Genomic DNA, 24820 nt, shown 5'->3' with positions numbered 1-24820 from the left:
CTCCTTTTGCCAAGTTTTATTTTTATGTAAAGTATGGATTCGTTTTCATTCATTTATTCCTATAAACTTACATCAGCCTGCATTTTTTTGCAATGCGAATCAACATGCTTCCCTTTGGCAGATCTCTCATGACGCTCTCGGTAAGAAGCTTACATTTAACTGCAACTGCAAAATACACAACGACTGCTACTACTACAGATATCAGCATCGGAATTGCTTTTCCTAAAAACTGATACAGCAGCTGATAACATCCAAAGCATACAATGCCCATAATTCCAGAGGCAACTGCCGGCTTTACAAATAATGTAATCACATCTGGGCGATATTCCAAAATCTTGCTGATAGAATAGAAATTCAGGATTGTAATCACAAGTGCATAGATCACATAGCTGATAATAACGCCGTAAATACCCATGTTAAAGCCAAGACAAAGAATTAATAATACCACAACATGAACTGCCATCGCAATCAGAGAGTGGCAGACTGGAAGATTCATTCTGTCAATTCCCTGAAGAATTGAGTTTGTGATGGTAGAAAATGAGAATGTGATAACGGCTGGGCAGACAACCTGAAGATAAGTGCTTGCTGCGCTTGTGTCACCAGAAAATAATGTTTTTATAATCGGATTTGCTAGTACAAGCAAACCAACGGCAGACGGAAATGCCAGTATCGAAATAAACCTAAGAATTGCATGAACTTTTGACTTTGCAGTCTGCTCATCTCCAAGAGCATATGCAGCTGTCAGTGTTGGAACAAGCGATACTGCCATTGCTGAGGAGATAGATACCGGAATATGAACTAAAAGCAGAGCCTTTGCATTATAGGCTCCCCACATGCTGTCCTTTACATCCTCCATGCCCTTTGAAGCCATGATGTTATTAAACAAGCTTCCATCTACCAGCTCAATCAAGTTATAAAGTGCAGTGCTTAAGATAACTGGAAGTGCAATAGAAAGCATAAGACGAAAAATATCGCCATACTCCTGCTGTGTTCCTGTCTTATCACGGCTAATATTAACTGCAAGAATTTTTCTGTATGCCACAAACAAAATAAAGCAAAAGATCAAGCCTGCCAGTGCACCGGCACCAGTTCCTATTGCGCCGCCTGCTGCACCCCATGCGTAGCCTAAATCAGTCGTACCGCTTGCTACATCCATTCCGTGACCAAAATCAAACAGAAAATATGCAAACACAACTGACATGATCGCATTGATCAATCCCTCTACAATCTGTGAAACTGCTGTTGGAAGTGTATTTTGAAGTCCCTGGAAGAAACCACGAAATACACCAAGAAGCGCCATAATCAAAATGGTCGGTGCCATAAAACGAAGCGCAATAGCCGCCAGCTCACTGTGGAAAAATACCCTTGTAAAAAGCTGCGCACCAATTAATACAATCAAACCAAATGTAGTACCAATACCGATTGCAAATGCAATTGCACATATAAATACTCTCTTTACATTGCGCCACTGACCCAATTGTGCCTTTGCAGAAACCATCTTTGACACGGCAAGCGGAAGACTGTATGAGGACAGCAGCAGTAAAATTGTGTAAACGCTGTACGCATACGAATAAAATCCGTTTCCCTTGTCTCCAATAATCGCCGTCATAGGAATACGATAAATCATTCCCATTACACGCACCAATATTGACGCAATCGCCAGAATACTTCCCTGTGCGATAAAATCATTTTTCTTTTTTTCCATTACAAAATCTTCCCTTTCCTGCCGCCAATCTTTCTTTTAGGCTTATCTGAGAATTGATAATCCGTTCAATATTTCTCTTTGGCGAGCCTCCATCTGCTCGCGTTCTTCTTCTTCCATATGGTCATAGCCAAACAGATGAAGCATACTATGTGCCACTAAAAAGCCCAGTTCGCGCTCTAATGAATGGCCATAGCTTTCAGCCTGCTCATATACCTTGTCCACTGATATGATAATATCACCAAGCACAAGCTCTCCCGTTTCGAAATTAAAATAGTCCTCTGACGCATTTTCCAACGGATCAAAATTCGCCGGCTTATCATAATCGACCATCGGAAATGATAAGACATCTGTTGGACGGTCAATTCCGCGGTATTCCTTATTGATCTTATGAATTTCCTCATTATTTGTCAATAATACATTGACCTCTGCCTCATACGGGCACTTCTCATAATCCATGCAGCCCATAACAACACGTTCAATTAACGCCTTGTAGTCAAATGGCAGCTCCTTTGAAGCTTCATTCTCAATTGTAATTGTCATACTCTCTCCATCAGCCTCTTGGCTTTCTCATTTTTTCTTCATGCTCTTTCGCACGCATTTTGCTGTTTTGCTTATTTTCGTAATCCTCATAAGCTTTTACGATTTTCTGAACAAGCGGATGACGAACAACATCGCGGTTATCAAGATAGACAAATCCGATATCATCCACATTCTTTAAAACCTTAATTGCCACATCAAGACCAGACGGCGTACCTGCCGGAAGGTCTTTTTGCGTCATATCTCCTGTGATAATAACTTTTGACCCAAAACCAATACGTGTCAAAAACATCTTCATCTGAGCAGGTGTCGTATTCTGTGCCTCATCCAGTATAATATAAGAGTTATCTAGTGTACGTCCTCTCATGTAAGCAAGCGGTGCCACTTCTATAAGGCCCTTCTCCTGATTGTTTATAAAGCTTTCTGCACCCATAATCTGATATAATGCGTCATATAACGGACGCAGGTAAGGATCTATTTTACTCTGCAGATCACCAGGCAAAAATCCCAGCTTCTCACCAGCCTCAATTGCCGGACGCGTCAGAATAATACGGCTGACCTCCTGCTTTTTAAATGCATCAATTGCCATCGCCATTGCCAGATATGTTTTTCCAGTTCCTGCCGGACCAACGCCAAACACAATCATTTTGCTTCGTATTTCGTCAACGTACTTCTTTTGTCCAACGGTCTTTGGCTTTACTGGCTTTCCAGAGATCGTACGGCAGATGATTTCCTTATCAATCTCAAGTACATCACTGCTTTTCTCGGAAAAAGACATTGAAATCGTATAATCAACATTCTGCTCAGTCACAGTGTTTCCTCTTCGTGACAATTCAAGCAACGTATCCACAACACTTCGCGCCTTACCAACTGCCTCTTCTGTTCCTGAAAGACGAATCGTTTCACCCCGGTTTACAAACGTTACACCAAAGGCACGTTCAATCTTTTTTATATTACAGTCAAACTGTCCAAATACATTCAGCTGATGGGCAGCCGGTATTTCCATAACTGCTTGCGCAACACTCATACATTAACCTCACTTGTTACTCTTGTTTTTGCAGTTCCTGCACTTGCGATTCCAGAGTACATTTCTCTGATGCGTTTGCTTCAAGAAGAAACTGCACATTCATTCGATAGTCTTTCGGACCACTTTCTATTGTAACATTATTTTCAATTATTTCCACCCCTAATTTTTCCAATTGAATAATAAATTCAAGATATTTTTGGTCTGCCTGTTTTTTAAGGCTCTCATCATCGTAGCAAACCGTCGCGTTTTCGTACTTCATAAGACAATATTCTTCGTTATAAAAGGGCAAGTAGAAATGTTCAAAAAGCTTCCATTGATGCTGCTCAATATACAATTCTTCCTGATCTGACGCCATAAGACTTTGCGGCAGACAAAAGCGATGACCGAACAAAACAAGACCAGAATGCACCTGCTTTGACGTATAATGTCTTACAGTCTGACTTCGGGGTATTGTAATTTCAATATTCTCCTCATATTTAATCCACACATCAGCTGAGGCGTTTGTCTTCTCATACCCAACAATTTCCTGTGAATCATTGTAAATAGGAAGCAGTCCAGACACCAAAAGATCTCCTTTTTCGACTTGATCTCCCTTTTTGACAAGCGGCGTTCCCCGCCTTGTGATCATCCTCGCAATAATTCCACTTTTTGATGCCTTAAGACTGCATGGTGTTTGCTCCTTTTCTTTTGCTGAAGCAGTATTATTTTCTTCTATCTCTACAACAAGTCTCGTGCCTTCTAAACGAGCCGATACCCATGTAATATCATCAAACTCATTGCGAAGCCGCTTTTCCAGTCTGTCACAAGCCACACTTGAAATCTTCATACCTGGTTTGTAGCCCTCATTTTTGACAAACTGCAAAAGATAGCTGTCTGTGTAGCGCATATTTCCTGCAAAATCAATATCCCATACAAACAAGGACATAACATATAAAGCGGCAAATGCCAGTATGCCACAGCAAATTCCCACACGGCTTTTTCTCGTTTTCTTCCATAAAAAATATGGGCCTCGCTTTTCAAGAATACGGATAGAAACATCCGCCTTTGTACGCAGACAGCACAGTTTCAAGAAATCTTTCGCCTTCACATCTGCCTCTATACCTGATGGTTTTCTGCGTACCTGATACAAAACTAAACCATGAAACGATACTATATTTAAAAAGCGTTCTGTTTCTGATCCGCTTATGCTGATCAAAACATGATTTGACCATCCATTTCTCAACTTCTCACCGCCATTTCAACCCTGCTTTTAAATGCTCATTCCTCGTAGCAGATTGATGTAATGCACCCCGTCACCTTAACCTCCTCTGATGCAAAGTAGGCCATTGCCAGGCAGCGCCCTGTTATTCTAATTCGATGTCTTCCTGTCTGGATACATATCTCATTTTCCTGACATGAAATAAGCTTTTTAAAATTTCTCACCTGCATTTCACTATTTCCTGACAACTGCGTCAGTTCTGCCCTCATCACTACATCTTTAGGCAAATGAAGGCAATCCACCACATGCTCCGCTCTTTGTTTTTTCACATCACGTCTTATCTGATACTTTTTCTGCTTTGGCATCCTTTTTTTCGTGTTTCGTTTCATGGCAATGACCTGTTTATTTGTTCTTACGCCAATCTATGCGCCCCACAAATAATTTATGCCAGACTTGAACGGACAATATTTCCGAACCAAGCCTGGCATATTCATTATTTTAACTTACAGTTCTCTTATATAATCTGCTAACCAGAAAATCAATTCACCAATACGGTACAGCTCACTCTCACGGCTGATTTTGTGCCACTGTCTGCGATACTCATAGTACCAGATCTCAAAAGCCTCAGCAAGTGCTCTTTTATCTATACACGGATTTTGCTGTCCATCATGCACATTCTTAATCACGCCAAACATAGTATTGATCAGAATCTGACCTTCTGCCATATGAAGAATTGGAGCAATATACTTGCGTTTTCCTTCCTCAATTCCAACAAGAAGTGCAGATACCTTCGCCATGTCATTTCTAATTGCTTCGTTGCAAAATTCAATCTGCTTCTGTGAATTTTCGGTCTGTTCGTCATATTTCTCCCAAAAAGCAGTTACTTCTCTTTCTGCGACCTGATAACGGCAATTTTCCAGAATACGTACAAACTCTCCCCAATTCACAACTGCCTGATTGCTCATATGACTTATCACTTCAACAAGTGACGCAGAACGATCACCATATTCAATTACTGATATATCAGCATTTATCGCTGACTTTTCCTGAATATCGCTGTTCCAGCTAAATGCAGCTCCATAAACGATACCTACCATAGAAAGTTCTGGATGCTGGAAATGACCAAAATCACCCCAGTCAGTATTTAAAAGGCCTTCACCATCATACTTATGCGCAAATGCTGCCATCTGCTTGATATTTTCATAAGCATTATCTAACTGGTGAATTGCCTGATTCCATCCCTGAACACCTGGACACAGATATTGATGCGCACCATTCTCCCAAAGCTTTTTCACATTGATTTCTCGTGGTGTCGGACTATAATCCCAAGTCATGCAGATTACATCCTCTGGCAGTTCTTTAATAGCTTCAGGATGTGCAGCAATGATATCTCCCCAGAACATCGGACGTTTTCCAAGTGCCTTCACATGCTCACATACGCGGTTAACCCACTGAACATACATTACATGAGAGCCAATTTCATCTGCTCTTTCTTTTCCTCTTCCTCTTCCAAGGTCAAAGGTTTCATCGCAGTTGATATTAAAAAGGTTAGAACGAAACAATGGACTATACTCATCAATTAAACGGCATACTAACTCATATGCTCTGTCATCTGTGCTGTTTAATGTATGATGGCACATGCGCTCATAAAATGAAAATGCTGTACCCTCTGCTTCTTCCACTTCTGAAAGCTCATGGAATGTTTTTGTACGAAGTACCTTATACAGATGACCAAATGTAGCAACAGAAGGAACAAGTTCAATATTTCTCTCTGCACAATATGCATCAAATTCAAGAATATCCTGCGCTGTAAGCGGTGTATCGTCTCTCCAAACCTCACTCAAACCATCAAATAAAAAGGTGTGCTCAATATAAAGATGCAGCTGATTAATCTTATAAAGACTACAGCGATCTGCCAGTTCCTTTAAATAGGCCATCTTTGGAATACGGCCTCTTGTTACATCCATAAACCAGCCACGCACGGAAAGTTCCGGATAATCCTCGATATACAAACATGGCAAAGAACTTCCATACTGAATAATAAGCTGGCGAAGCGTCTGAACACCATTAAAAAGACCTTCTTTTTCTGCTGCGCATACAGTTACGCCCTCTGGTGTGATTTCCAGACGATATGCTTCTTTTTCCTTTTTATTTTCTCTTGTAATTCCTGCTTCCCCACTCATGCAAAGCACAATGCCCTTATGCGCACCTGATGTACGTCTGTCAATCAACAGTTCAATACCTGATGATTTTTTAAGCTGCTCTGCAAGCTGTGATGCATAAAAAAATACTTCTGATGGGCAGCTGCTGTCCATTGTAATTCTGCAATGGTAATCAAGAAGCAGTCTTCCCTCTCTTTCTTCGATATGCTGCGGTCTAGGCAGTATGCGTATCATTTCTTCTTCCTCCTTTTGCGTCCCTTACTATTATAATTAGCGACTGGTTACAGTGAATTTGTCTTCATCCATGTCATCAGTTCATCAATTGTTGTAAAAGCAAGTCCTGTTACTGTATCAGCACAGCCATAATAGATTGCAATTCTGCCTGTTGCAGAATCAGTAAGTGTTGCACATGGGAACACAACATTTGGAACATCACCTCTAAGCTCATAATCAGTTGCCGGTCCTAAAATATAATACTTGCTGCGATATTTTACCTTCCATGGCTGCTCAAGATCAAGAAGTGCACAGCCCATACGATATACAAAGCCGCTGCATGTTCTAAGAACGCCATGATAGATCAAAAGCCATCCTTCATCTGTCTCAATCGGAACTGGTCCTGGTCCGATCTTTACAGACTGCCATGCTGAAGCATCTCCTCCATATGTTCCCATCACGAAACGATGGCGGCCCCAATATTCAAGATCCGGGCTCTGACTATAGAAGATATCACCAAATGGTGTATGTCCTGTATCACTCGGACGAGACAGCATTGCAAATTTTCCATCAATCTTTCTTGGGAAGAGAACGCCATTGCGGTTGTATGGTAAAAATGCATTTTCAAGCTGTACGAAGGTCTTAAAATCAAATGTATATGCAACACCGATTGTCGGACCATGATAACCATTACACCAGGTAATATAGTAACGATCTTCAATAAAGCACACTCTTGGATCATAGCGATACTCTCTATTTAAAATCTCTGGATCAGCTCCCTCAAAACGAATCGGCTCATGATTGATCTCCCAGTGAATAGCATCTTTACTAAAGCCTGCATAGATATCCATGCTCACGCCAAGGCTGTCGCAGCGGAATACACCTGCAAATCCATCCTCAAACGGTACTACTGCACTGTTAAAGATACTGTTAGATGTTGGAATTGCGTATCTGTCAATAATCGGGTTTTCTGTGTAACGCCATACTGGGCGCGGGTAATCCTGTGGCTTTTCTTGCCACGGTATATTTGCTAATTCTTTTCCTATAATCTTTGCCATTTTTTCTTCCTTTCCAATCTTACTTATTTTTTATAATACTTTTCTTAGAAACGAACACGGTAGGTCTGAATCTCATATGGTTTAACTGTGATTTCAAATCCCTCTCCATCTGTTTCTATTGTTTGTTTTATCTCTTCCAGACAATTGCAGCTTTCTACTGAGGAGATCTTTTCTCCAAAGAAGATATGTGCCTTTGTCTTTGCATTTTCAGACTCATACAAACGCACAATAATGCCATCATCATCCTCTGCCATCTTTACTGTTTCAATGATAACATTTGACTTGTCCACCCATACAAAGCTATTCTGACATCCTGCATGTCCGCCATCTTCACTAAGAAGCGGCTGATTCAGTTTCATAGCCTCCTGTACTGTATTAGCCTGTCTCCAGCCTTCTGCATGAGGATATAATGCATAAGTAAATGTATGCTCTTCCTGATCTGCCGTTGGATTTGGCTCAATTCCTGACTTAATCAATGTCAGCGTCATAACGCCATCAAGTGCTGAATGACCATACTTGCAGTCATTTAACAAGCTGACACCATAATGTCCCTCTGACATATCCATCCACTTCTGTCCGCAGCTTTCAAAACGAGCTTCATCCCAGCTAGTGTTGCGATGAATCTTTCTTGTCAGATTTCCAAACTGAATATCAAATGCAGCTTCATCTGTATGAATATCAACCGGGAAGTGAACTTTAAGCAGATGCTGATGCTCCTTCCAGTCTACATAAGTATCAAAACGAATTACTGCGCTGTCTGCATAAAATGTAACCTTCTGACGAATTACTGATTTACTGATTCTTCTTTCAAGCACAGCGCAGACACAAACATCTCCAATGTCTGTCCACTCAAAGCTTGTAAGATCGGAAGCTTCCCATCCCTTTTCCGTATAGTACATATCAATATCCCAATTGTCAAAGTTCATTGGTTTATCCTCGTACATAACCATACGATTGCCCTTCTGGCCTTCTTTCAATACTTCACGCTCATTCTTCTTATCATACAAACGAGCAAGCATTCCATTCTCATCAAACACAACTGTGTAAAACGGTGTCTCAAGCTTTTTGTTTCCTGCTGTATTCTCAATTGAATACCACAATTTTGATATATCTTTTTCAATTTTCGCTTTTTTGTAAACACGGCTTCCTTTTGATGGCAGTTTCTTTAATGATACAACTGCACCATCATTTGTGTGCTGAACTGGATAGATGACACCGTCAGCATCCTCAAGCGCCTCTGCATCGCAGCCCTCTGGAAGACGTACCACATCATCGCGTGTAAAGCCAAGTGTATTGAATACGGTAATGCCATCGCCATCACCAGCAAGTGCCTTTGTGCGCTCACCGATCAGCTCATGTGCCTCACAAAGAAGCTCTTCATACTCCTTCTTTGATACCTCATAAACCTCATGAATGGCAGATCCTGGTAAAATATCGTGGAACTGATTTAGTAAAATAACCTTCCACATGCGCTCAAGCGTTTCCTTTGGATAAGAAATTCCCTTCTTCTTTGCAAGCAACGATAACAGCTCTAAATCCATCATTGCAAGCTCGCTCTTTCTATTTCCCTTTTTATTTCTTCCCATAGATGTAAGGGTTCCTCTGTGATATTCAAAATACAGCTCACCCTCCCACTGTGGAAGACGCTTATGATTTCTGACACGCTCGTCAAGACGCTCAAAATACTCAACTGGACTTTCCTGTACTACCTTTGGAATGCCAGCTATTCCCTGTTCTAAACGAGAAGAACACTCTAACATTTGTCTTGTTGGACCGCCGCCTCCATCGCCATAGCCATAGCATATCAGCACTTCATTATTAAGATCCTTATTCTGGTAGCGTTCCCACGCACCGATAACGGCATCTGCATCAAGCATACCATTGTACGTTGTAAAATGAGTATTTTTAATATCCTGTCCGACACCAGGAGTTGTAATCAAATGGGTCAGGATACCTGTTCCATCAATTCCTTTCCATAAAAAGGTATCGTTAGGGAATTTATCAATCTGATTCCATGCAAGCTTTGTTGTCATAAAATACTCAATTCCACATTCCTTCATAATCTGCGGAAGAGCACCGCTGTATCCAAACACATCTGGCAGCCACAAAATCTTGCTGTCAATGCCAAATTCTTCCGTAAAGAACTGTTTTCCGTAAAGAAACTGTCTGACAAGTGATTCTCCAGATGTCAAATTGCAGTCAGCCTCCAGCCACATTCCGCCTTCTGGAATCCATCTGCCTTCCTTTACACGCTCCTTTACCTTTTCATAAACCTCAGGATAACGTTCCTTTAAGAACACATAAAGCTGCGGCTGACTTGACATGAATTTGTAATTCGGATACTCCTCCATCAGCTTTAACACTGTAGAAAAGCTTCTTGCTGTCTTTTCTCTTGTCTGAGATACTGTCCACCACCATGCAACATCAATATGTGTATGACCAATACTAGATGCTATAATATCATCATGACCAGACAATTCAGGATTCTTGTATAAATTCTCATTTATGTATTCTTGCGCTGCTGCAACAGATTCATCAAACTTTGGAGAATGCGGTGTGCGAAGATCCAGCAAATTCAATGCACCATTTAATGCTTCAACAATAAGGCTTTTTGTACGTCCCTGCATCATTCTATTGTAATGATATGCATCTGCCGGTGCCTTCAAATCATAATAAAGCTTTAATAAAGCAAGATCTGTCTCTGACGCTGTTACCATCAGAGAAAACTCATTATGAAGTATTCCTGTATAAGCCTGCAGATCAAGCGTATACGTCTCTCCTGCTTTGGCGCAGTCTGTAAGTCGAACCTCCCTATGGTTCATATCCTGCCCCTGCGTCACTTTTCCATTTACAAACAGTAAAAACTGCGGATTGCGTCCGTCATCCCATTCCTCGATTTGTGTATGAATTTTTAAGAGAATACACTTTCCATCCATCGACTGTGGAACTGTAAATTGAGAACGAAACCAATAATATGTATCCTTACCGTACCATCTATCCTTTACACTGTCAAAGTTTTCCCACGGTGTCTCATCATTATCCGCTTCACATGGACGCATAAAAAGCTTCTTTTTTATCTTCCACTTTGTAATATCAATATGCTGGCGATCAATAAGCGGTCTTAGTTCATTAAGAATTACCCAGACACGCTCATCCAAATATCTCATGCAGTATACCATTCCTTTCTATAATCGTTATCGTTTCGCAATGTTAACAGATGTTAATTCTGTTATCAAAATATGTTTCTTTGCTTCTTAACATATTGCGAAGATTGTTTCTTTATATTTCATATAATAGTATAGGTTTTTTCATATGTCAAGGCTTTTTTTGTTGATTTTATATATATTTGCGTAACAGTGCTATAACACAAGTGTATTCTTTCTTTTAACAATATGTTACTTTGGATTTTATATTAAAAGCAGGGTAAACTAACAATTTACCCTGCCTTTCTTGTTTTTGTTAAAGTGTGATTGTCTGTCTGTCCCAGATCTTTCCCTGATCCATCAAAAGAATTTCAAATTCGCCAGGTTCCACAACCTGTTTCATCTGAAGATTCCATATCGTAAAGGCATTCCTATCAAGCAAAATTGAAATCTGCTTTGTCTGTCCTGCCTTTAGACTTGTCTTTGTAAATCCCTTCAATTCACGTACACGCCGTACAGTGCTTGCTGCAATATCACGCACATAAAGCTGCGGAACTGCAAAATCATCTGCATCTGAATTATTTGACACAGAAAATGTAATCTTATATGCAAAGCTGCCATTATCTATTTCTTTTTGCAGTGTCATATTTTCATACGAAAGCTGACCATAGCCAAATCCCTCGCCAAATTCATACAGCGCGTGATCTTCTTCATCCCAATATTTCATCGCCTCATATGAGCGTTTTGGATTGTAATAAACAGGCAGCTGACCTACATGAGCCGGTATGGAAATCGGAAGACGTCCAGACGGACTTTCCTGTCCATAAAGAAGCTGCGCTAATGCAAGTCCACCATATGGGCCAGGATAAAAGCTGTAAAGAAGCGCATCTGTCTTCAATGCAATCTTTGAGATAGCATATGGTCTTCCGGCAACTACAATGCTAACCAGCGGTTTCTTTGATTCTCTCACAAACAAAAACCAGTCTAGCTGATCACCCGGAAGAGAAAGTGTACTGCTGTCCATACCCTCTCCGCAGTCCATAGCCCACGCTTCTTTATTTTTGCGGACTAAATCACTATCAATAGATATATCTTTTTGTGTGCCCTGTACAACAGCCGCTCCATTGTTATCAAACAATGCTCCGCCAAATCGGCTTGATGAACCGCCAATTGCCAGAATCACCACATCTGCCCAGTCTATAAGTTCTTGAACTTCTTTTTTCTTTTCTTCTGTCAGAGCTGTATAGCTGCAGGTTTTAATTATTCTGTCGCCTGCAAGATATTCTAATCCCTTTAAAAGTGTAAAGCTGTTTTCATCGCTTACCGGAGGCGTATAATCGCCAAGCATTCGATAGATATCATCTGCACTCGGTCCAAGAACAAGAATCTTTTGATCCGAAGTCTTCAGCGGAAGCACATTCTTATTTTTTAACATTACAACAGATTCTCTTGCCAGCTGTAAACTCTGTGGGTACTTTTCCATCGTATAGTTCTCTTCTTTAGAATCCTCCGGCAGATATGGATGTTCAAAAAGCCCCTGCTCAAATTTTAATGTCAGAACCCTTTTCACAGCCTCATCTAAAAGTGCCTCATCTAAAAGTCCGTCCTTAACAGCATCTTCAAGATATGGAAAAACATTATCCCACAAGCTTACATCGACACCTGCAGAAAGTGCCAGTGCTGCTGCATGCGGCTCATCTCCAACTGCCTCCTGCAAACGATCCAATGCGACACCATCTGCCATGACGATTCCATCAAAGCCAAATTCATCACGAAGAATTTCTGTCAATAAATGATGATTCATATGACAGTAAACACCATCAATTTCATTGTATGCTGCCATAACACCTTTAACACCAGCCTCGCAGCATGCCTTCGCTGCCGGAAGATGAATCTCACGCAGTTCCCTCTCTCCAATGCGTGCTGCGCTGGCATTGACGCCTCCTGTTGTCTCTCCCTGCGCACAAAAATGCTTTGCCACCATTGCAACACCTTCTGACTGTGTGCCCTCTACTGCTGCTTTTGCAAAACAGCTGCACAGATATGGATCCTCGCCAAAACATTCCTCTGTGCGTCCCCATCTGGGATCTCTTGCTACATCAAGTGCCGAAACAAGAGACAAATTAACACCCATCTGTTTTAACTGATGCGCACAAACACTCACTGCCTCTTTATAAAGCTTAGGATCAAACGTAGCTCCTGCTGCCAGATTAACAGGCAGCAAATATCCATCAAGTGCCTGATGGCCATGTGGACACTCTGAGCTTAGTAAAAGCGGAATGCCAAGACGTGAATGTTCCAGACAGCAGCGCTGCAGCAAATTATAGCCTTTTATGGCATATTCTTTTGAGAGACCGTTTTCTGTTGTCTTTGCTGACCATGGATCTGCACGATACAATCCATACACAACACCAAGTCCGCCAAAATATTTAGCTTCCTCAATGGTTTCTTTTGTAAGCGTTATCTCATCGCCTTTTCTTTCATATGCACGAAATCCATACAGGCGCTGATTCAGCTGTCCTACCTTCTCACGAAGCGTCATGTGTGACAACAGATCATTTACACGCTCTTGTGTCGGAAGTGACGCATTCTTATAACGAAACATCTGTGTTTTTTGCTCTTCTTTTTGAATCTCACCCATAGCTTGATGCTCCTATCACAATGATTTTTAATCGCGATTTGTCAGTCCACAATACTCCATTGCATATAATGCAAATAATGAATTTGCCCATGCAAACCACTCTCTTGTAAATGCTGTTGGATCATTGCTGTTAAATCCTTCATGCATAAGGCGTGTTCCTGCATCAGTCGCAAGAAGCGTCTGCATAAGACCTGTCTTCTCTCCTTCATCATTTGATGTAAGTCCCTGCATTGCAAGCGCAATGTGCCAGATGTAACCAGAAGGTGTATGCGGACTTCCCACTCCCTTTGCCGCACTTCCTTCATAATAAAATGGATTTTTACTGCTTAATACCCACTTTCTTGTATTCTGATAGCGCTCATCGCTTGCATCGCACCAGCCAAGCCATGGCATAGACAACAGATTCGGCACGTTTGCATCATCCATCCAAACATCATTGCCATATCCATCTGTCTCGTAAACGTATGTTTCTCCAATACCCTCAAGATTACGTACTGCATAGGAATCAATACCCATTTCAATCTCTTTTTTGAGCGTCAGAGCTTCTTGTGCCATCTCTTCATCATGAAATTTGTCTGCTGCATATTCTGCCAGATAGCCAAGAACAACACTTGCAAACATATTAGATGGCACAAGATAACCATAACGGCAGGCATCATCACTTGGACGAAAGCCAGACCATGTCATACCAGTGTAAGCAGTAGGCTCGCCTTTTCCATCATTTGAGAGAGTATCCGTTGGCGGACAGTTTATTCTTCTAAAATAGTAAGAAGATTCGTTATCGTGATGCTGCTCAGTCTTCCATGTATCTAAAATGCGGCGAAATGCTTTCTTTACCTCTGGTGAAAAAACAGTTTCATCGCCTGTTGCCTCGTAATAACTATTAAGCAGCCACAATGGATAACAAAGAGAATCAACCTCATATTTTCTCTCCCACTCCCAATCATTAGACTCAGTATCGTCCTTCTCCCAACAATGACCATTTTCCTCTTCATTAAAGGCATTTGCATAAGGATCGATTGTAATATAACGCATCTGTCTTTGAATCAATCCTGCAATCATATGTCTGATCTGCAAAAACTCTTTTGCGAATGGCAGATAATGTACAACCTGTGCAGATGAATCTCTAAGCCACATTGCCTCAATATCACCTGTAAATACATACGTTTCTCCATTTTCAAGCAGTTTGGTTGTGGTATCCGCTGTACTCACAAAACATTTCTGAAACATTTCCTCAAAAATTTCCTGCTGCTCCTTTGTAAAACCCTTCTCACATAAAACTTCTTTTCCTTCCTGCGCAAGTTTTTTTGCCAGAACTGAAATTTCTTCTCCCAGCTGAATCTTCTGTGTTAACATTTTTATACGTTTCTCCTTTCGCTTCCAAATAAATTGCAATGTTTTATTAAATAATTGCTATTTATGGAGAGTATAACAAGTTTTTTCCTGTTATGCAACAACATTTTGTTCATTTTATTTGCTTTTTTTTATTATTTTAATGTACTTTGTTTACAAAATGTTACCAAAGCAGTTGAATTTTTTTTGAAAATGAATTACAATAACATACAAGAGTTATATAATCTTTTTAATTCCTGTTTATTAGCTTTAATGTTTCACGTTATATAAAAACAAAGAAAGGATTATTTATATGAAAAAAGTTACTTATCAGCAAGTTGCCGATGCACTTAATATTTCAAGAGTAACGGTATGGAAAGCTGTCAATGATAAACCAGGCATTGCTCCTGATACAAAACGCAGCATTCTGCAAAAAGCCGTTGAGATGGGATACCCTATTTCGATAGCCGATTCAAAGAATATTAACGTTGTGACTGCGCCGCCAAAAGCATCCTCACCTAGTATCAAAAACTGTAACGTGGCCGTTGTAGTATCACGACCAGAAACATCTACTTTCTGGATGAACATTATTCACCATCAGGCTATAGCGCTTGCAAGCCATGAAGTCAACATGATGTACGTCTATCTTCCACCAACCTACAGTGATGACTTTACACTGCCAAACTGCCTGACTGACAGTTCTGTAAGCGGTATTATCGTAATGAACATTTATGATCCAAGGTTGTTTCTGGCATTAAACAATCTTGAACTTCCAAAGGTATTTCTTGACTGCCCGACGAACACTAGCTTTTCATCATTAAATGGAGATCTTTTTCTGATCGAAGGACGTGCCAACACTGAAGAAATTGTAGAACGAATGATTGCATCTGAAAAAAAGAGAATCCGTTTTATCGGAGATATCGCCTATGCTCAGACAAACAAAGAGCGCTACCTAGGCTATCTTAAAGCCATGCAGCGCCACCAGCTTTTTATAAATGAATCTGAAAATCTTACACAGTCAATGGGACTTGACCAGTACAAGCCTCTTGTTTATGAATATTTGGATCACATTGCAGCAAGCTCTGATGCCATTGTATGCGTAAATGACCACATTGCCTCTCTTGTTCTTTCATATTGTCAGGAACATAATATTCGTGTTCCTGATGATTTATATGTTTCCGGCTTTGATGATAATCACGAATTTAATAACAGAATTACACTTACAAGTGTACACGTAAACACAGAGCACATCGGAACGCACTTGGCAAACCGCATAGTCTATCGTTTGATGCACCCTGAAGACGACTATGAATATACATATATTCGCAGCCGCACCATTTACAGAGAATCTACGAACGATTAAAAAAGAGGCAGGCTGCGCTTTGCAGCCTGCACTTTTATTTTTTACTTTCCTGCTCGATTTCTCTCACGAAGCTTGATAATCTCCAAAATTGCATCTACGGTACCCTCTGGTCCAAGTACGCTGCTGTTTAAACAGACATCATAGCTTCTGGCATCGCCCCACTTCTTACTTGTATAATAATTGTAATAGTTGGAACGCTTCTTATCTGTCTTAACAATGATATCCTTTGCCTTTTCTGGTGTCTTATCATACAGCTTAGAAATGTACTTGATCTTCTCATCCATGTTGCCGGAGATAAATACGCTTAACACATTTGGATACTCTGCCAGTGCATAATCTGCACAGCGTCCTACAATTACACAGCTCTCTGTGTCAGCTAAATGCTTGATTGTATCAAACTGTGCCAGAAAAACCTTGTGATTTAACGGCATATCAATAAATGATGATGTAGAATATCCCATTGAATAGCTGTCCATTACAAGAGAATAAAGAAAACTGCTGGTTGGCTTCTCATCGTGACTCTCAAAAATTTCCTCGCACAGTCCGCTCTTCTTCGCCGCCAGTGTCAGCAATTCCTTATCGTAACACTTAATATTCAATTTTTCTGCAAGACGATTTCCGATCAATCTTCCGCCGCTTCCGCACTCTCTGCCTATTGTGATCACTAAATTACCTGTCATAATGCTCACTCCTTTCAACTTTCAAAATCTTATGATGGTATTATACAATATTTCAGATTAAAATGCAACTTTTTTCGTACAATTCTTTTAAGTGCGTATCACTCTGCAAAAAAGCCATTAAGATAATCAAATGTTTTCTCAAAGCATCTCCATATGTTTGTCTTCTGCGCAATCAAGTAGCAGATTTGAGCAAGTACTACACCTCCAACAACATCCACAATCACATGTTGTCTTGTAGTAAGTGTTGAGACAAATACTGCCACGGCAATCAAAAAAGACATCACCTTATACCATTTTGGAATTTTTCTGTCACTTATAATACCTATAAAGCAAAACCAACTGACAAGGCAGTGAATGGATGGAAAAAGATTTGTTGGCGCATCGATTTTGTAGAGAAAGCGAATGGCATCATAAAAAATCCCCTCACCTTCTACAGCAGGACGTACCAGTGTAGTCGGATAACATAGAAAAAACACAAGACACACAATTCGTGATAAAAAATCTGCGACAAAAAAACGGTAGGCATACTCTCTGCTTCTTCTGTAAATCAAAATATAATTGATAATCCAAAAAATATAGCAGCCAAAGTAAATCACTATTGTCCACGGGATCAGTGGAATCTGCTTATCAAGTGGAATTGCAAGACTATGAAGATTCCAGTTTCGTGTAAGCGCATTGCAGCCGCTATATACAACAAAATTGCACAGCAATGCCATAATAAGCGGTACAAGTCCCCACGGTGAAAAGATTTTTGCAATTATTTTCTTCATACTTTTTTATCCTTTTATTTTTATCCTGCGGATGATTGGCGAAGCTTTTTCAGAAGATCTTCAAAATAATCAGGAAGCGGTGCCTGAAACTCCATATATTCCCCTGTAGACGGATGAATAAAACCTAACACATACGCATGCAGTGTCTGACCCTGAAGCTGATATGGGCATTTTGCAGGCCCGTAAAGAGCATCTCCCAACAATGGGTGACCAATAGATGCCATATGGACTCTAATCTGATGTGTACGGCCAGTCTCAAGGCGGCACTCTATCCATGTAAAGCGCCCAAATCTCTCCAGTACCTTATAGTGCGTTACTGCATCTTTTCCATTTTTATGATTGATTGCCATGCGCTTTCTATTATTTGGATCACGGCCAATCGGTGCGTCAATCACTCCCTCGTCTTCTTTTAAATTGCCGTGAACAATGGCATAATAACGTCTTGTGATTGAATGCTCCTTTAGCTGCGCTGCAATGCAGTTGTGCGATGCATCGTTTTTACAGGCAATTATAACACCTGTCGTATCCATATCAATTCTGTGAACGATTCCAGGACGAATCACTCCATTGATTCCTGAAAGACTGTCTTTACAGTGATACAGAAGTGCATTCACGATTGTACCAGATGTATGACCCGCCGCTGGATGCACCACCATACCCTTCGGCTTATTAATTAAAATGACATCGTCATCTTCATACAAAATATCAAGAGGTATATCCTCTGCAACTACCTCAAGCGGCTGCGGCTCTGGGAGCGTGACAGAAACTTCATCATTCTCCTTCAGCTTTATTCCACTTTTTTTAACAGAAATACCATTTATTGATACATTTCCCTGGTCAATCAGCTTTTGCAGAAAAGAACGTGTATATTCCTCATACTGATCTGCCAGGAAACGATCCAGGCGAGTATTGTCCTGCTCACTTCCTACAATCAGAAGTTCACTCATGTTTTTTTCCTGCCTTTCCTGATGGTTTTAAAAATGAAAAGTCATCATCCTGGTAGCAGAAAAAGAGTGCGATTAAGAGAATGACTGTTGACACAGTAATATAGCAGTCTGCCACATTAAATACTGGGAAATTGATTGGCACAAAATAAATCATATCAACTACATAGCCTCTGAATATGCGGTCAATCAGATTTCCAAGTGCTCCTGCCGTGTACGTAACACAAAGCATTCTAAGAATACGATATGACTTTTGATTAAGCAGCCGTACATAGCAGTATGCAAATACAGCAATCATCACAGCTGTGATCAAAAAGAAAAAAATCTTTTTATTTTGGAAAATGCCAAATGCTGCACCTCTGTTCTCTACATAGGTCAATGTAAGCACGCCTGGAATTACCACAATGTCATGTACCTTAAGCACAGACACGGTTAATGCCTTTGTGATCTGATCTAATACAATAAGCAGCGTACATAAAAGGGCTGCAAAACCAGCTCGTTTCTTTTTCATGTACTCACCTCACGCATCCTGACACACAAAGTCAAGTGCCTCGCGCATCTCATCCATTGTAACAGTCTTATCAACAACGGCCTCTCCAAGAGACTTTAACAAAATAAAACGTATCTGATTGCCCTGCATCTTTTTGTCACTTTTTGTTGCTGCAAGTGCTGCCTCTTTATCCACACCAGTCACTGTTATTGGAAGCTTAAATGATGTGAACGCATCAAGTACAGTCTGAAGCTCATCTTTTGTAAGATAACCCCGCTTCATACTAATATAAGCTGCGGCTGCTGCACCAATCGAAACGCACTCACCATGATACAATTCTCCTGCCTTTTGCTTTTCAATTGCATGACCAAGTGTATGACCAAAATTTAAAAGACTGCGGATTCCCTGCTCGGTCGGATCTTCCTCTACTACCTCTCCTTTAATACGGCAGTTATGATAATCCATCTCAATCAATGTCTCATTATCCTGGCTGCAGATTTTTTCATGGTTTATTTTCAGCCAGTCAAAAAACTTTTTATCGCGAATCAGACCATGCTTTACAACTTCACCCATTCCAGAAAGATAATCTCTTTCATCCATCGTAGATAATGTGGAAACATTCATATATACAAGCTTTGGCATGCAGAATGCACCAACCATATTTTTATAACCATCAAAATCAACGCCTGTCTTTCCTCCGACACTGCTGTCTGACTGAGAAAGAAGTGTTGTTGGAATCTGTATAAATGAGATTCCTCTTAAATATGTTGCCGCTGCAAATCCGGTAATATCACCTACAACACCGCCGCCAAGCGCTGCCAAATAATCCTTACGGTCAAAATGAGATTCTATCAGCTCTTTATAAATGTCGCGAACTACATCAAGTGTCTTATGAAGCTCTCCTGCCGGAAACTGGAAGGAAATCACCTTCGCAGATACAGGCTCTAACACCTTTCGTACCTTTTCCCCATATAGGTGGCTAGTGTTGGAATCCATTACTATGCAGACCTTTCTCCCCTCAAGACCGATCTGCTTTACCTTTTCTGCCAGTTTTTCAAACGCCGTCTCAAAGACGATCTCGTAAATCGGCTCATGTGCCTGATTATTGATCATTAAACTTTTTGACATTGTACTCCTCTCTTTCTTATACAAAAACTTCTACTGATGCCATAAGTCTTCCTTTTTTGGTAACGGCAGAGGTTCCCTTATAGCGAAACTTTCCAAGACCACGCACAGAGATCAGATCATTTTCCTTTAAATTATAAGCATTTGATGTAATCACTTTTCCGTTTACCTGTACCTTCTCCTCACTTATATAACCAGTCAGCTTACTTCTTGACTGAGAAAATGCCAGTCCAATCACTGCATCAAGACGTACAGATGCGATGCTTCCCATGACCTCCTTCACCTGCGGCTTATAGTCAAACTCCTGCCAGTCAATCTGCCTGCACATAACACTTGTATGACGGATTCTGGTCAAATTTTCACAAATGTAATCTGCAATCAACTCTGATACAATAAGATATGCCTGCTTATCCTGCACGATTATATCGCCTGTTTTTGTTCTTGAAATGCCAAGATTCATAAGTGCACCCAGATAGTCTCTGTGTGTCAGTTCTTCTGAAAACTTCTTCATTAAAGGCTGAACCGATAATAAAGAGATAGGAGCCGGGTATTCCTCCCCAACTCCTACTAGCTTGTAAAATATAATCTTTCGTTCTGCAAGTTCATAGCCACCACACATCTCCATAGAAACAGGCGGAAGCTTATCCTTTGAGAAAGCCAAAAACAGATTCTGCTCATTGAGCGTCAGAAAGTCGCTGCCCATAGGGTATCCTCTTCTGTCGCATGCCTCTGCCAAATCCAGCAGATGACTGCAAATCATCTGTTCTTCTTTGTTCATCTCATCACACCTTCAGACTATAAGAGCTGATATCGGTTGAATCATCGTCACCAAGAAGCTCAGTGAAATCACCAGAAAGCTCTACATTGCTTGGTGTTGCAATGATGATCTTTTTGGAAATCTTCTGCAGATTGCCGCCCATTGTAAAGCATGCACCAGATGTAAAGTCAATTACACGCTGTGCGGTATCAAAGTTCATTGCTTCCATATTAAGCACTACGGTCTTTCCTGAAAGCAGGATCTCAGCGATATCCTTAGTATCGTTGTACTCCTTTGGAATGATCATACATACTTCTGACTGTTTCATAACACCATTCATAGAAACCACCTTGCTTGAGGTATTTTTTGCTGACTTCTTGCGGAAGGTTGCTGTAGAAGAAGCTGGTGCAGACTCTGTCTTTGGAGTCTCCTGATCAGCCTTCTTTTCCTCAGCTGCGCTAGCTGCGGTTTCTTCCTCCTCTTCTTCGTTTTCTTCTGTCATATCCATATCGTCATAATCTCCATCGTACTCGTCGGTGGTAGAAAAATTCATCTTATTTAAAAAACCGTCTAAAAAACCCATTACTGTTCTCCTTCTTGTGTTATCGTGAACCAAATATGCCAGTTCCTACCCGGACAATCGTTGCACCCTCTTCAACAGCTACAACATAATCTCCAGTCATACCCATAGATAGCTCTCTCATTGATATATTATCAATGTTTTTACTCTGAATGTCAACTGCTAATTCATATAATTTTTTAAAATATTTACGATTATCCTCCGCGTTCTCTACAAAAGGAGCACTTGTCATTAAACCTTTCACACGGATTCCAGGCATCTTGGAAATTTCTCTGCAGGCATCCTCTGTTTCTTCTGTAAAAAAGCCAAACTTGCTTTCCTCTCTTGCTACATTAACCTCTAAAAGCACTGGAATCTCAATTGATTGTTTTTGTGCCTCATCTGAGATTTGCTTTGCCAGACGAATACTGTCCACAGAATGAATCAATTCAACCTTTCCTGCGATATATTTTACCTTGTTTCGCTGCAGATGACCAATCATATGCCATTTTATATTGTCTGGAAGCACTTCCATTTTATCACACATTTCCTGAACCTTGTTTTCCCCGAAGGTATCCTGACCAGCTTCGATTGCCTCCTCAATTAAAGAAATCGGCTTTGTCTTGCTGACAGCAACAAGACGCACATCTTTGGGATCTCTTCCAACTCTTTTACATGCTGCTTCTATATTAGCTTTTACCTGCTCTAGGTTTTCACTTACCATTTTCAATTTCTCCTTTTAATAGATGATCTGGTTTTCGGTTACAAGACCTGCATTTAAAATAATGCGATCGTAGGCGGACAATCCGTAGTAGGTACCCGTATTAATAATATAGTAGTTATGATCGCTCGTCTCACTTAAAATATCAATCTGGCGGAAAATACAATATCCTCTGTTTACACTGTACACACCAGTAAGCGGTGCTGACACAGCAATCAAATGGCGATTTGTTGGATCAGTTGTAATTGTTTCAGATGTGCCATCCTCACTTTTTTCTACACTAGCACCAATCAGATAATCCTCCGTCGTAAGTCCAGATGCAGAAATATAATAGCTGTTTCCCTGCTTTGCATAAATAGAAACTTTTGTAAATACAGCCTTTGCACTGCCGTCAGACTGAATTACTTCCTTATATACACCTACACCTTTTTCTTCTGAATTGATAACATATTGTTCTGGCACAACAAGAAAATCCTTGCTAAGCACTGCTGACTTTGGAATCTTGTAGCCTTTAATATCATCCTCTGCAATCTTAAAATCAAGATAACGCTCCGTCAGATAGCTTGAACCATATTTATTTAATGAAACTGTTGCCATTGAAGTGCCATCAGATGCAGTGTGAAGATAAAAGCTTCCATTTACTGTTACACCAATTGATGTTAATTTAATAGAAAGATATTTTTTATTTCTATAACGGACAGCATCAGTGTCGCTTATTGGAAATGTAATGCAAAAAGAATCATCAGAAACAAGCTTATAGGCAAAATCGCCTTTCTTTCGCTGTTCTCCATTTGCGTACACCTTCATAGAATATGACTCTTCATCGAAACATGAACGCGTCACATCTTCTGGTGTATATCCATCATATGTATCTGTTCTAAATAACACATAACCACTTTGATCGCTCTTGACACAGTATGCATCTTCTGATGAAAAGCTGTCAAGTGCATCAGATGCTACCATCAAATATGCATCCAGAACGGAAACTTCCAAATCATTTTTGTCCTGATAAGCTAGTGAAAAATTAGAATCAAGATCATGCCGCGCTGCCTTTTCAAGCTTTGTTTTTAACGTACTGATACTTGAGGTGCTTAGTATCTGCGCACTGCTGTATTCCTTTAAAAGTGCATCAGTAATTGCACTGATATCCTGAGTCGTGTAAATTGTGCTTCCAAGCGCTGTCTTTAGTCCTTCGCGAACAGAATAGTTTACATAAGCATCATTTTTCAGTGTAACAATCTGCTCATCTCTTGTGATAAAGCCTTTGTAGTCAGTTGCTATTGAGTAGAGTGCTTTTTCCTGAACCTCAAAAATACTTATTTTTTCTTTTGTAAAGAAAAAATAAAGCTGAACTGCCAAATAGATGAAAATAAAAAGGAAAAGGAATCCTATTACACTGCCATGCCACCGGTTTTTGTAATGGATCACCTTATTGTTTTTGTCTGCCATCCAGTTTCCTGCCTTTCTCTTCCGGTACACCTGTACCGGACATAGCTATTATTATAGCATTTTTCTTAAAAAAAGAAATAGTTTTTTTAAAGATGTATAAAATACTTCTGTTATGAAAAAATAATAGCGTATAACAAAGCCATTTTTGGCAGAATGAGAGGTTGCTATGAGTTCAAAAGTATGGGATTATATTGTACTGACTGTTGTCGTAATCGGTGCTATAAACTGGGGATTGATTGGTTTTTTTAAGTTTGATCTGGTTTCGTGGCTTTTTGGCAGTATGTCACTGTTAACTCGGATCATTTATGCCATCGTAGGTCTTGGCGGACTTTATCTTCTTTCCTTTTATGGCCGCATCCGCGACTTTTCCCAAGAATAAAAAAGTTTGTAAAAAGGAGTCGGGTCAACCGGCTCCTTTTAATCTGTACTATGTACTTTTTGTTAAAAACTGATACACTCTGGCAAGAATATCATCTTTACAGAGATACGATGATGTGAGATTTTACTTCATCGGACAACTCCGTAGCATCTGCTGAAACACTCAAAACAAAATCAACTCCAAATTTTGCAGAAATCGCTTCAAGCGCCTTGATTGCCTCTGTAATATCACTTCCCTCAAGACAGGAAATCTTTAAGAAGCTATCAAAATACATTTTCTCAAGATCATGATCCTGAGAAATGATTCCGCTGACAAATCCGATAAATGCATCATAGGAATTGATTCCATAATCAGAAACATTAATCAAACGAACCTTATTGCTCAGTTCGTACATGTGCTTTGCTGTCTTATCCAAATATACTACACTTCCCTGTGCAGACGCAACAGCACCGTTTACACTGTCTAACAGATACTTTGTTTTTCCTTTGCCCTTCTTGCCTGAAATAATCTGAACCATATGCTCGATCCTCCTTATATGAATTAGTCTTTTACACTTAAGACCAATGG

At 40.3% G+C, this 24820-nt stretch carries 22 protein-coding genes; 2 read left to right on the top strand and 20 right to left on the bottom strand.

The window, feature by feature from the left end:
- Window positions 1-67: 67 nt before the first annotated feature.
- The 10 genes from LKD48_RS05060 to LKD48_RS05015 form a co-directional block, all read right to left on the bottom strand.
- Window positions 68-1705 carry a putative polysaccharide biosynthesis protein gene (locus tag LKD48_RS05060; RefSeq protein ID WP_308731405.1) on the bottom strand — a complete coding sequence of 546 codons (1638 nt, stop codon included), beginning with the start codon at window positions 1703-1705 and terminating at the stop codon, window positions 68-70.
- Window positions 1706-1747: 42 nt separating this feature from the next.
- Window positions 1748-2245 (bottom strand): rRNA maturation RNase YbeY, encoded by a 498-nt coding sequence (gene ybeY, locus LKD48_RS05055; RefSeq protein ID WP_118612955.1) that lies wholly within the window; start codon window positions 2243-2245, stop codon window positions 1748-1750.
- A 10-nt stretch (window positions 2246-2255) separates the two neighbouring features.
- A complete protein-coding gene (locus LKD48_RS05050) occupies window positions 2256-3269 on the bottom strand; it encodes a PhoH family protein (protein WP_308731404.1) in 1014 nt (337 codons plus the stop codon).
- Between the two features lie 16 nt (window positions 3270-3285).
- Window positions 3286-4491 carry a sporulation protein YqfD gene (locus LKD48_RS05045; RefSeq protein WP_308731403.1) on the bottom strand — a complete coding sequence of 402 codons (1206 nt, stop codon included), beginning with the start codon at window positions 4489-4491 and terminating at the stop codon, window positions 3286-3288.
- 35 nt (window positions 4492-4526) lie between these two features.
- Window positions 4527-4856: a YabP/YqfC family sporulation protein gene (locus LKD48_RS05040; RefSeq protein ID WP_308731402.1), complete on the bottom strand. Its 330-nt coding sequence runs from the start codon at window positions 4854-4856 to the stop codon at window positions 4527-4529.
- A gap of 114 nt (window positions 4857-4970) precedes the next feature.
- Window positions 4971-6863, bottom strand: coding sequence for a beta-N-acetylhexosaminidase (locus LKD48_RS05035; RefSeq protein WP_308731401.1), 1893 nt, complete (start codon window positions 6861-6863; stop codon window positions 4971-4973).
- 47 nt (window positions 6864-6910) lie between these two features.
- Window positions 6911-7900, bottom strand: coding sequence for a glycoside hydrolase family 130 protein (locus LKD48_RS05030; protein ID WP_118612896.1), 990 nt, complete (start codon window positions 7898-7900; stop codon window positions 6911-6913).
- Window positions 7901-7944: 44 nt separating this feature from the next.
- Window positions 7945-11067 (bottom strand): alpha-mannosidase, encoded by a 3123-nt coding sequence (locus LKD48_RS05025; RefSeq protein WP_308731400.1) that lies wholly within the window; start codon window positions 11065-11067, stop codon window positions 7945-7947.
- A gap of 292 nt (window positions 11068-11359) precedes the next feature.
- Complete coding sequence (locus tag LKD48_RS05020; RefSeq protein WP_308731399.1) at window positions 11360-13684, bottom strand: glycoside hydrolase family 3 N-terminal domain-containing protein; 2325 nt, start codon at window positions 13682-13684, stop codon at window positions 11360-11362.
- Window positions 13685-13711: 27 nt separating this feature from the next.
- Window positions 13712-15040: a glycoside hydrolase family 125 protein gene (locus LKD48_RS05015; protein WP_308731398.1), complete on the bottom strand. Its 1329-nt coding sequence runs from the start codon at window positions 15038-15040 to the stop codon at window positions 13712-13714.
- Between the two features lie 289 nt (window positions 15041-15329).
- Between LKD48_RS05015 and LKD48_RS05010 the strand changes: the two genes are divergently transcribed.
- On the top strand, window positions 15330-16379 hold the full coding sequence (locus LKD48_RS05010; RefSeq protein ID WP_308731397.1) for a substrate-binding domain-containing protein: 1050 nt from the start codon (window positions 15330-15332) through the stop codon (window positions 16377-16379).
- A 41-nt stretch (window positions 16380-16420) separates the two neighbouring features.
- On the opposite strand, the gene LKD48_RS05005 is transcribed toward LKD48_RS05010, so the two are convergent.
- From LKD48_RS05005 to LKD48_RS04965, 9 genes are all read right to left on the bottom strand, one after another.
- Complete coding sequence (locus tag LKD48_RS05005; RefSeq protein ID WP_262535724.1) at window positions 16421-17059, bottom strand: cytidylate kinase-like family protein; 639 nt, start codon at window positions 17057-17059, stop codon at window positions 16421-16423.
- 98 nt (window positions 17060-17157) lie between these two features.
- Window positions 17158-17829: a phosphatase PAP2 family protein gene (locus tag LKD48_RS05000; protein ID WP_308731396.1), complete on the bottom strand. Its 672-nt coding sequence runs from the start codon at window positions 17827-17829 to the stop codon at window positions 17158-17160.
- Window positions 17830-17849: 20 nt separating this feature from the next.
- The gene (locus LKD48_RS04995) at window positions 17850-18776 is read right to left on the bottom strand and encodes an RluA family pseudouridine synthase (RefSeq protein ID WP_308731395.1); all 927 of its coding nucleotides are present in this window, start codon (window positions 18774-18776) and stop codon (window positions 17850-17852) included.
- A complete protein-coding gene (gene lspA / locus LKD48_RS04990) occupies window positions 18769-19284 on the bottom strand; it encodes a signal peptidase II (RefSeq protein WP_227099871.1) in 516 nt (171 codons plus the stop codon). Before lspA ends, LKD48_RS04995 begins: the two co-directional genes overlap by 8 nt.
- Before the next feature lie 9 nt (window positions 19285-19293).
- The gene (gene aroB, locus LKD48_RS04985; RefSeq protein WP_308731394.1) at window positions 19294-20391 is read right to left on the bottom strand and encodes a 3-dehydroquinate synthase; all 1098 of its coding nucleotides are present in this window, start codon (window positions 20389-20391) and stop codon (window positions 19294-19296) included.
- A gap of 16 nt (window positions 20392-20407) precedes the next feature.
- Window positions 20408-21166, bottom strand: a complete 759-nt coding sequence (locus tag LKD48_RS04980; RefSeq protein WP_308731393.1) for a YlmH family RNA-binding protein — start codon at window positions 21164-21166, stop codon at window positions 20408-20410.
- 4 nt (window positions 21167-21170) lie between these two features.
- Window positions 21171-21728, bottom strand: coding sequence for a cell division protein SepF (locus LKD48_RS04975; protein ID WP_118612886.1), 558 nt, complete (start codon window positions 21726-21728; stop codon window positions 21171-21173).
- A gap of 19 nt (window positions 21729-21747) precedes the next feature.
- Window positions 21748-22428, bottom strand: coding sequence for a YggS family pyridoxal phosphate-dependent enzyme (locus LKD48_RS04970; protein ID WP_118612885.1), 681 nt, complete (start codon window positions 22426-22428; stop codon window positions 21748-21750).
- Window positions 22429-22443: 15 nt separating this feature from the next.
- The gene (locus tag LKD48_RS04965; protein ID WP_308731392.1) at window positions 22444-23874 is read right to left on the bottom strand and encodes a biotin/lipoyl attachment domain-containing protein; all 1431 of its coding nucleotides are present in this window, start codon (window positions 23872-23874) and stop codon (window positions 22444-22446) included.
- Window positions 23875-24040: 166 nt separating this feature from the next.
- Between LKD48_RS04965 and LKD48_RS04960 the strand changes: the two genes are divergently transcribed.
- Window positions 24041-24253, top strand: a complete 213-nt coding sequence (locus LKD48_RS04960) for a DUF378 domain-containing protein (RefSeq protein ID WP_118612883.1) — start codon at window positions 24041-24043, stop codon at window positions 24251-24253.
- 97 nt (window positions 24254-24350) lie between these two features.
- Here the strand turns inward: LKD48_RS04960 and LKD48_RS04955 are convergent, their stop codons facing one another.
- Window positions 24351-24770, bottom strand: coding sequence for a twitching motility protein PilT (locus tag LKD48_RS04955; protein WP_118612882.1), 420 nt, complete (start codon window positions 24768-24770; stop codon window positions 24351-24353).
- Window positions 24771-24820 lie beyond the last annotated feature (50 nt).

It is taken from the genome of Anthropogastromicrobium aceti (assembly GCF_020687335.1).
GTDB classification, from domain to species: Bacteria; Bacillota; Clostridia; order Lachnospirales; family Lachnospiraceae; genus Anthropogastromicrobium; species Anthropogastromicrobium aceti.
Note: the sequence above shows the minus strand (reverse complement) of the source record. Positions and strands in the feature narration are given on the sequence as shown.

Bases quoted from the DNA above. Each gene is read 5' to 3' on its own strand.
- LKD48_RS05010 (WP_308731397.1), top strand. From the start codon at position 15,330: ATGAAAAAAGTTACTTATCAGCAAGTTGCCGATGCACTTAATATTTCA.
- LKD48_RS05050 (WP_308731404.1), bottom strand. From the start codon at position 3,269: ATGAGTGTTGCGCAAGCAGTTATGGAAATACCGGCTGCCCATCAGCTG.
- LKD48_RS04970 (WP_118612885.1), bottom strand. From the start codon at position 22,428: ATGGTAAGTGAAAACCTAGAGCAGGTAAAAGCTAATATAGAAGCAGCA.
- LKD48_RS04995 (WP_308731395.1), bottom strand. From the start codon at position 18,776: ATGAGTGAACTTCTGATTGTAGGAAGTGAGCAGGACAATACTCGCCTG.
- LKD48_RS05035 (WP_308731401.1), bottom strand. From the start codon at position 6,863: ATGATACGCATACTGCCTAGACCGCAGCATATCGAAGAAAGAGAGGGA.
- LKD48_RS04975 (WP_118612886.1), bottom strand. From the start codon at position 21,728: ATGGGTTTTTTAGACGGTTTTTTAAATAAGATGAATTTTTCTACCACC.
- LKD48_RS05015 (WP_308731398.1), bottom strand. From the start codon at position 15,040: ATGTTAACACAGAAGATTCAGCTGGGAGAAGAAATTTCAGTTCTGGCA.
- LKD48_RS05060 (WP_308731405.1), bottom strand. From the start codon at position 1,705: ATGGAAAAAAAGAAAAATGATTTTATCGCACAGGGAAGTATTCTGGCG.
- LKD48_RS04960 (WP_118612883.1), top strand. From the start codon at position 24,041: ATGAGTTCAAAAGTATGGGATTATATTGTACTGACTGTTGTCGTAATC.
- aroB (WP_308731394.1), bottom strand. From the start codon at position 20,391: ATGTCAAAAAGTTTAATGATCAATAATCAGGCACATGAGCCGATTTAC.
- lspA (WP_227099871.1), bottom strand. From the start codon at position 19,284: ATGAAAAAGAAACGAGCTGGTTTTGCAGCCCTTTTATGTACGCTGCTT.
- LKD48_RS04965 (WP_308731392.1), bottom strand. From the start codon at position 23,874: ATGGCAGACAAAAACAATAAGGTGATCCATTACAAAAACCGGTGGCAT.
- LKD48_RS05025 (WP_308731400.1), bottom strand. From the start codon at position 11,067: ATGAGATATTTGGATGAGCGTGTCTGGGTAATTCTTAATGAACTAAGA.
- LKD48_RS04955 (WP_118612882.1), bottom strand. From the start codon at position 24,770: ATGGTTCAGATTATTTCAGGCAAGAAGGGCAAAGGAAAAACAAAGTAT.
- LKD48_RS05030 (WP_118612896.1), bottom strand. From the start codon at position 7,900: ATGGCAAAGATTATAGGAAAAGAATTAGCAAATATACCGTGGCAAGAA.
- LKD48_RS04980 (WP_308731393.1), bottom strand. From the start codon at position 21,166: ATGAACAAAGAAGAACAGATGATTTGCAGTCATCTGCTGGATTTGGCA.
- LKD48_RS05005 (WP_262535724.1), bottom strand. From the start codon at position 17,059: ATGACAGGTAATTTAGTGATCACAATAGGCAGAGAGTGCGGAAGCGGC.
- LKD48_RS05040 (WP_308731402.1), bottom strand. From the start codon at position 4,856: ATGAAACGAAACACGAAAAAAAGGATGCCAAAGCAGAAAAAGTATCAG.
- ybeY (WP_118612955.1), bottom strand. From the start codon at position 2,245: ATGACAATTACAATTGAGAATGAAGCTTCAAAGGAGCTGCCATTTGAC.
- LKD48_RS05020 (WP_308731399.1), bottom strand. From the start codon at position 13,684: ATGGGTGAGATTCAAAAAGAAGAGCAAAAAACACAGATGTTTCGTTAT.
- LKD48_RS05000 (WP_308731396.1), bottom strand. From the start codon at position 17,829: ATGAAGAAAATAATTGCAAAAATCTTTTCACCGTGGGGACTTGTACCG.